The sequence below is a fragment of the Bradyrhizobium australafricanum genome (assembly GCF_020329495.1).
GTDB lineage: Bacteria > Pseudomonadota > Alphaproteobacteria > Rhizobiales > Xanthobacteraceae > Bradyrhizobium > Bradyrhizobium australafricanum.
On record NZ_JAGKJL010000138.1, the window covers coordinates 1 to 6815 of the forward strand.

Annotated in this window: 8 protein-coding genes and 1 pseudogene; 4 read left to right on the forward strand and 5 right to left on the reverse strand. The window is 60.3% G+C overall.

Going from position 1 to position 6815, the window contains the following annotated elements:
* Positions 1-358 precede the first annotated feature (358 nt).
* The 4 genes and pseudogenes from J6525_RS45595 to J6525_RS45610 all read right to left on the reverse strand — a co-directional run bounded on the left by J6525_RS45595 (position 359) and on the right by J6525_RS45610 (position 3290).
* Positions 359-1174 carry an ATP-dependent metallopeptidase FtsH/Yme1/Tma family protein gene (locus J6525_RS45595; RefSeq protein ID WP_225649522.1) on the reverse strand — a complete coding sequence of 272 codons (816 nt, stop codon included), beginning with the start codon at positions 1172-1174 and terminating at the stop codon, positions 359-361.
* 659 nt (positions 1175-1833) lie between these two features.
* Positions 1834-2067: pseudogene (locus J6525_RS45600) on the reverse strand (DNA polymerase/3'-5' exonuclease PolX); the annotation flags it as partial.
* A 217-nt stretch (positions 2068-2284) separates the two neighbouring features.
* Positions 2285-2626 (reverse strand): hypothetical protein, encoded by a 342-nt coding sequence (locus tag J6525_RS45605; protein ID WP_225649523.1) that lies wholly within the window; start codon positions 2624-2626, stop codon positions 2285-2287.
* 472 nt (positions 2627-3098) lie between these two features.
* Positions 3099-3290 carry a hypothetical protein gene (locus J6525_RS45610; RefSeq protein ID WP_092090644.1) on the reverse strand — a complete coding sequence of 64 codons (192 nt, stop codon included), beginning with the start codon at positions 3288-3290 and terminating at the stop codon, positions 3099-3101.
* Between the two features lie 272 nt (positions 3291-3562).
* Here J6525_RS45610 and J6525_RS45615 point away from each other — a divergent pair, with 272 nt between their 5' ends.
* Together J6525_RS45615 and J6525_RS45620 are read left to right on the forward strand one after the other, a co-directional pair.
* On the forward strand, positions 3563-3847 hold the full coding sequence (locus tag J6525_RS45615; RefSeq protein ID WP_225649524.1) for a hypothetical protein: 285 nt from the start codon (positions 3563-3565) through the stop codon (positions 3845-3847).
* 269 nt (positions 3848-4116) lie between these two features.
* Positions 4117-4299, forward strand: a complete 183-nt coding sequence (locus J6525_RS45620) for a hypothetical protein (RefSeq protein WP_076826811.1) — start codon at positions 4117-4119, stop codon at positions 4297-4299.
* A 24-nt stretch (positions 4300-4323) separates the two neighbouring features.
* Here J6525_RS45620 and J6525_RS45625 read toward each other — a convergent pair whose 3' ends face one another.
* Positions 4324-4797 carry a hypothetical protein gene (locus J6525_RS45625; protein ID WP_176937311.1) on the reverse strand — a complete coding sequence of 158 codons (474 nt, stop codon included), beginning with the start codon at positions 4795-4797 and terminating at the stop codon, positions 4324-4326.
* A gap of 874 nt (positions 4798-5671) precedes the next feature.
* Between J6525_RS45625 and J6525_RS45630 the strand changes: the two genes are divergently transcribed.
* Positions 5672-5887 (forward strand): hypothetical protein, encoded by a 216-nt coding sequence (locus J6525_RS45630; protein ID WP_076826807.1) that lies wholly within the window; start codon positions 5672-5674, stop codon positions 5885-5887.
* A 651-nt stretch (positions 5888-6538) separates the two neighbouring features.
* Positions 6539-6709 (forward strand): hypothetical protein, encoded by a 171-nt coding sequence (locus J6525_RS45635; protein WP_176937075.1) that lies wholly within the window; start codon positions 6539-6541, stop codon positions 6707-6709.
* Positions 6710-6815 lie beyond the last annotated feature (106 nt).

Here is a 6815-nt window from a genome sequence, read left to right on the forward strand (position 1 = left end):
GCATGAGCCTTTGGAATGACAGACCACCTGTCGTCGAAGGACTGCGCGACAGCAGGGGTAGCCTGAATTGCGATCAACGTCGGGACTGTTGCAATCGCGATCATTCCAGAAAGCGGACGCATGATCGGCCTCACTCAACAATCTAAATAACAACAGATCAATGCAAACCTATGAAGTGCGTTCCTGCACACGCAGGGAGCACCGGAAATTGAGTGCATACCGATACTTCCGAATTGTGACGCGCTGCAGCAAGCATGTTTTTGCCGCAGCGCGTCACGTTGACCGGCCTGACGGGCTGGCGTCTCTGGCGACGCGAGCACCAAGAGCCGACATCGGCGCGCCAATGAGGGCGTTCCGATTACGCACTTGATCTAGTGATGCACTTTCCGGCAAGGCTATCGGCTCGAAAGCGTTTGGCCGCCAACTCGCTCTTGCGCCAATCGGCCCGACGCCGATGCTCAACCGCCAACGCCTTCCGCGCCTCCACATTCCGAATGATTTGATCGATCTCCGCGCCATCCAGCGTTCGCTTGATGCGCAGAACCACAGACAGCGCCATCACGACATCGCCGTAAGGCATCAGCAAATCGCGGGCCGCCAAATCGCAGTGCTCAATGAAGCTCTCAATCGCCTCTTCGCTCCTACAGATTAGCATAGCCAGTTCGCGAGCCTGTCGAAGATCATCCACCGGCAGCGCAGGCTCGCCATCCAGCAGCATGCGCTCTGCCGCTCGGCCCGCCATGAACTCGATACACTTGATGTAAACGTTGCCGAACACATCAGCCACAGGACCACGATCCTCACCAGCTTGCGGCATGACCGAACTAAGCGCATCTCGGACATCGGAGGCGTCGCCCCGCCCCTCGGCGAACGCCTCTGCGTGTCCAACGCCCCAGCACAGTCCCTCGGAGCCGCGCGCCTGGTCCGGGTTCACGGTCACGCCATCGACTAGATGGCCCAGCAGACGCGCGCAAACGGCGTGCCCGCTTTCATGGATCGCGACCCGTTCATCTTGCTCGGGAGTGCGATCGAGATGCGCGAGCAAGCGATCGTAGTCGTCGAATTCCGCATCGAGGCCGCCGCCAAGATCGGTGACCAACCCGACCTCGACAGCGGCCTCCGTCTTGGCGAGGAAGGGCGCTGGTCCTTCCTCGGCCGGAACGTCTTCAGACATAACCGAGCACCTTCTTATGCCGCGCGATCATGCGCGCGCGGATAGCTGCGACGGCGCCGTGCCCCGGCTGCCGCGTAGCGCGGGCGATCATCTTCGCCACGGCGACCGGGATGCGGTCTCCCCGCGCTGCGATGTAGCCGTCGATACGCGTTTCGATGCGATGGCCCAGCCGGGAGGTGCGGCTTTCGCGGTCACAGGCGCGGCACCTCAATCTGGATCGTGCGCGCATCTACGCTGCGGTCGATCACGGTGAAGACGGCATCGCGCAGCACCCGATCGAGCTCGACGGGCGTCGCGCTCATCGGCTCCTCGATGGTGTCGAGATCGATCACATCAGCCGCCTGCGGATTGAAGTCCCCGCCGCGCACGCCACAGAGCTGTGCGCGGCGCGGATCGGTCACGTCGACCGCGATGCATTGGTCCAGGGCACGGAGTGCCGCTGCGATCGGCATGGTCGCATCTTCGTATTGGCCCGCGAACTTCCGTTGCCCATGCTCGTCACGAAACCACGCAGAGCGCAGCATGAAGACAGTTTGCATTTCCGGCGTCGGTTCTGCCGCCGCCGAGACCAGCGCGGTCGAAGCCTTCTGCGGCGGCATCACCTGCCGACCTTGCCGGATCGCATCGGGCATCGTCTTAAGCTCTGCGAAAGCGAAGGTGGGGATCTCCTTCCGCAGCTTTTCGAGGCTGGGATGACTGCCCGTCTTCTGAAGCTTGGTGATGATGTCGGCGATCGCATTGCCGACGCCCGGGATCTCCGTAAGATGATCCTCGGCGATGAGCACGTCCAGCGGGACGGCAAGAGCCGCCAGGCTGTCGGCGACCCGAGAGTAGGCTTTCGCCCTGTGGGGATTGCCGCCTCGCAAGGCGGTACGCTGCGCGTACTCTCGCAGGAATCATTGCGCGCGCGACTTCGTCAGCGAGTGCTCGGTGATGCGCTGCCAGTTTGGCGAACAGCGCTTTCTTTGCCGCGTTGGTCGCGAGCTTGCTGATTAGTTCGCACTCTTCCGCCTCGACACTGGCAGATGATCCGGAAGTGACTTATCGAGTAGGCCGGCGACCAGCACGGCGAGCGCTGCGTCTTCGATGGCCCCCTCGGCGTATTCGACCCTATCCCACTCGAAATGGAAGACCGCCGAAGCGATGGTCGATCGTCGTCGGGCGCATTGCGATCATGCGGGCGTAGTGCGCGCGCAACTGATCCATGGCGCCATCAAACGCCTCTTGCGCCGCTGCTAAGCCCGACTGCTCGTTAGCGTCGGCTATAGCTGCATTGTACGCGCTGCGCGCCTCCTCGCCGCGCAGACACGCGTCCCGATAGGTGCCGGGCGGGTATGACCGGCGGGCGATCTCAACCAGGCGGCCCGTTTCATCGTTCGCGGCATCCCGAAGCCGCGATATTTCGACGAACCGGCTCCCCAGGTCGATCAGCTCGGCATCTGGACTGGCCAAGGAAACAGTTGTTGCGGTAGTCGGCGCCGCTGCGGCATCAGCCGATCAATACACACCTAAGCTGTTGAAAACAATACAATTAATCTAAGCTACCGAAATTAGCCCACAGTCCAGCCCACAAACACGAACGGCCCCGACGCGGCGCGCCGAGGCCGCCATTCCAGACTCCCGGTCGAGCGCGCCACCTGTCTCCGGGAGCAATGAAGGGACTCATTGGCCCGACCACTTGTTCCTGAGGATGGCGATGCCGCACAACAACGATAGCGGCCCTGGCGCGGGGAACGCCAAGGCCGTTTTAAACTCCCGGTCGGGGGCAACCTATCGCGGGAGCCTGTGTAAGATTCCCGACATTGCCACTTGTTCCTGCTCCTCTCGCAACATCACAGTGCGTAACAAGAAGTGCCCTTCGGCCGATCACCGAGGCCACAGGTTCTGCGGTTGACTCTGCGCTGGGGATTTCAGGGCCCCCGGTTCAGGAAGGAAACGCCGCCGGGCGTGTATTTTTGAGACCGGCGGCGTCTTTTCTTGGGACTATTTCGATGATCCACAGGGCTTTCGTGAAGTTGGGCAGCAAAGACAGTAGTTGCCCGCCCTTCAAAAACTCGATTCCGAAATCTTTAATAAATTCGGACCAGCTTCCTTCCGCGACAGGGAGGTGTGTCATGCGTAATCATGACTTCGTGTCCGATGGGTTCCTCGCGCTAATCGCGACCTGCCTTGTGCTGTTGTGCTCGGGCCTGCTCGTTGTCGCATTTAGCTAGTCTGACCTTGGCGCCCTCATCGTTCCGGATACTCCTAGGGGACCGCTTGGGGACACCCCGCGCAGAGCACAAGCATGCCGCATTTTCATCACGCAAAAACGGCTGGCCTGCTCATCCAGCATTCACGTTCAACTTCCTACAGTGTGGGGTGCCTTAGATTCCACGAGAGGAAACCATGAAGCTTAAATTTGCACTTGTTGGACTTGCTGCGCTCTGCAGCCTTGCTGCGGCAGGAAGCGCGTCAGCGATGCCGCTCGCGACACTTTCTCCCGCTTCAAACATCGAGAACGTCGCCGTAGTCTGCGGCCCGAACGGCTGTGTCCGCACGGCGCCCGTCTACAGGCCGTACGGCTACGGTTACGGCTATCGTGGCTACGGCGTCCGTCGCTACGGATACGTGCACAGGGGCTACGGTTATCATAGGGGTTACGGCTATCACGGCGGTTATCGCCGCTGGTGATTTCGCGCAAAAGCCCGTCGGTAGGATCATCCGGCGGGCAGATCGATCTGCATCACTCGCGTGTGTGACCGCCCTGCTACCGCAGTGTTGCTGGGATCGCAGGGCCAGCTGGAAGACCGCCGCCGGGATGCTGCATTCAAGCCCGGCGGCGTACTTTTTGATCAGATCCAGGCCGCCGCCCGCGCTCACCGTCTGGGCCGGCTTCTGATTAATGGAACATCAACGTCGTTTGCATAAGATGCAGCCCACTCGCTGCGGGACGCTCGAAAATGACCGAGTACGTCATCAGGGAAGTTGGCCTTCGTCAATGGCTCGTGTTTGCCGATCGGCGAAGCATCGCTTTTTGCGCCGACGAAGATGAAGCGGTGAAAGCCATGGCCGAACATAGCGCGCGCCACCGTCGAACACCGGAAACGATGGAAATTGAGCCAGGGGAAAACCCGCCGGCGTGAACCGGCGGGCGCCTCGCCTTCACGCTAGGCTAAGTTGACGGCTGCAGCGGCCATCATCTGCCGTAGCTGATAATGCCAGCCCTCCCGACCGATGCAGTCACTGTTGGGCCATTCCTCGCCCTTGTCTTCGTACTGCTTCACGTACTCGAGAACCGCAGCAACGCCGCCCAACGTCGTCGGAATTGTCCTGGCCAGATCCCAACCTGCATCGGCCTCCGCATGGCAGCATGCTCCTTGATGGTCGTCGGCCTGCCAATAGCCCTCAGAGCGATATTCGGCGTCGGTCGCCGTGATGGCTGCATTGTGGTCCGCGTCCGCCTGCTGGTGTTTTGCGATGGCCTCCAAAGCCGGATCAGTGGCCTGCGGTGATCGCCCTCCTCGATTCAACGCTGAGGCGGCAACCGGGTTACCAGCAAGCAATATGAGATCGAACGCGACGGACCATGCGACGATCTGCTTCTCGTCGCGCAGGCGATACTGCGCCTTGGCGTCGCCCAAGGCCGCCCCCTCAAAAGCCATGGAGGCCATCGATTTTACAGCAAGTTCGGAGAGATCTCTGGCCCGCACTAAACCGATGCCATGCTGCGCATCTCGATAGCACTTTTGAGCCATCTCATAGTGCTCAAGCTTGGGTGTAAGCTCGAGATCATCCGCCAGCCGCTTAGCCCGACGCGACCATTTTCGATATGCCCGCGGAGCGCTTGGGCTGGGGTTCTTGGCATTGGTTAGTTCGTTTTGCCGGCGCCCGTCATGAACGCTTGTTTAGACTGCGTCAGCATTACGCTTACAAATTCTCCGTGGCCTCATCGGTCGAGGGCTTCAAGAAGCAGGCACCAGAGCTAGAGCAAGGGATAGCGGCAACGGCGTTCTATGAACTGACGTTCAACCCAGCCACTCGAATGGATGTCAATTCGACGGACTCTCGCTATCCTAATCCAGCCATGGAATGGATCATGAAAAAGCTAGGCGGCCCCTCGACTGAAAAGGACGCCGCCACTTGACCAATCGCTAGCGATAACTGCGCATCGCGGTCGCGAACTCTAGCGGCTTCACTCGGCGCGAGATATTCGCGATCATTGGCGCATGCCCTGGCGCCGCAAGCCCGCTCGTCATCTCCGCTACTGTCCGGCCCCGTCGATCGCAACGGCGGAAGACGGTGCTCATGTTCTGCGTCGGGTGCCAGCACAACGGCCGGCTGAAGCTCGCCGATCTGCCTGGATTGGGACTGGCCTGAAAACTCGGCGCACCTCAGGTGCAGCGCTTGCGGTCGTTCCCGCTATCGCTAGGCTCATTAGGAACTTGAAGCGTTGTTGAGCCGTTTGGAGATTGCAAGACAAACGAGCATGACGCACGGTTCAGCCATCGCAACGAGATGTACAAAGAGCCGATCATTGACGAGTTAAGGCAGATTGAATTCGCGACAGTCGAAGGAGAAAGGCGGCTGGCGGAGAAAGAAGCGCAGCTCATCGAATGTAGGCGGCTGAATGAGGACACGAGCAAGATTGAAGCCGAGCTTGCGGTAATGCGCGAAGTACAGCTTGATCGCGAGAGGCTTCGCCAGCGCCTGCTTTCTCTTCTGCACCCCTAGTAGATCCAGATGCCTTCTATGATCTAACAGGACAAGGCGACGCCGGCTGAGTATTGGGCTGACGTGGAGTACGCCGCAGGCCGGCAAGACCTGTTCGCGTGACCGGGGTCAGAGAAACCCCAGCGGTCGCGTCGCTGGGGTTCGTGGCTCCATGGTGTCCGATGCCTCGGGGGGAAAGCATGCGGACCTGCCGATAACCGCCCTCGCGCTTGCCTGTTCCTAATCATCCCGGAAGGAGGGGTTGTTAGCCTCATCAGCGACAGTTCGCCGCAGAATACGTCCTAGCGCTCAACATGGAGCCCGGAGAAGTGCGCCGGCATTGGGTGTCCTGAAGTGAAGAGACGGCCCCAGCGCTTGGGAGCACGCTGGGGCCATCGGCTTTCCACGCACACTGTCCGAATGCGGTTTGGTCGGGGGGATGGTGAGAGCTGCATTCGGATGACAGACGAACAAGCTTCGGCTACGTTCGTTCCTAGCAGCCATAGAAAAGGCCCCAGCACCTTTGGGGGCCTTAAGGCCGGCGCTGAGGCCAGCGGGATGGTCGGGTGCGGACCCGACGAACCAACGTTAGCACGCCCTTATGCAATTGCCACTTTCTCCAAGATTCTGTCGGCCGGAACCGTGATAACATCTCGGCATCGGGAGCCCAAAATGAAGGACATGCAGGCGCACTTAGAGAAGCTTCGCGTCGAAGCGGAAGAGTGCGAGCTGATCAGCAAGCTGGCGACCAATCCGACAAAGAAAGAGCTGTTTGCCAAGCTGGCGGCACGCCACCGGGAGCTAGCTGATGAGGTCGAGCGGACCATGAAGGCCTCAACCTAGGAAGTCCGCTACTCAGCGACGCGGGAGATTAAGGCCACCCTGCGCAAGTGGCCTTGCATGGCTCCATTCCTACAGTGGGACAATTTCCCGTAGCATCCCGGTGCAA

Bases quoted from the DNA above. Each gene is read 5' to 3' on its own strand.
- J6525_RS45615 (WP_225649524.1), top strand. From the start codon at position 3,563: ATGAAGCTTAAATTTGCACTTGTTGGACTTGCTGCGCTCTGCAGCCTT.
- J6525_RS45635 (WP_176937075.1), top strand. From the start codon at position 6,539: ATGAAGGACATGCAGGCGCACTTAGAGAAGCTTCGCGTCGAAGCGGAA.
- J6525_RS45630 (WP_076826807.1), top strand. From the start codon at position 5,672: ATGTACAAAGAGCCGATCATTGACGAGTTAAGGCAGATTGAATTCGCG.
- J6525_RS45595 (WP_225649522.1), bottom strand. From the start codon at position 1,174: ATGTCTGAAGACGTTCCGGCCGAGGAAGGACCAGCGCCCTTCCTCGCC.
- J6525_RS45610 (WP_092090644.1), bottom strand. From the start codon at position 3,290: ATGACACACCTCCCTGTCGCGGAAGGAAGCTGGTCCGAATTTATTAAA.
- J6525_RS45620 (WP_076826811.1), top strand. From the start codon at position 4,117: ATGACCGAGTACGTCATCAGGGAAGTTGGCCTTCGTCAATGGCTCGTG.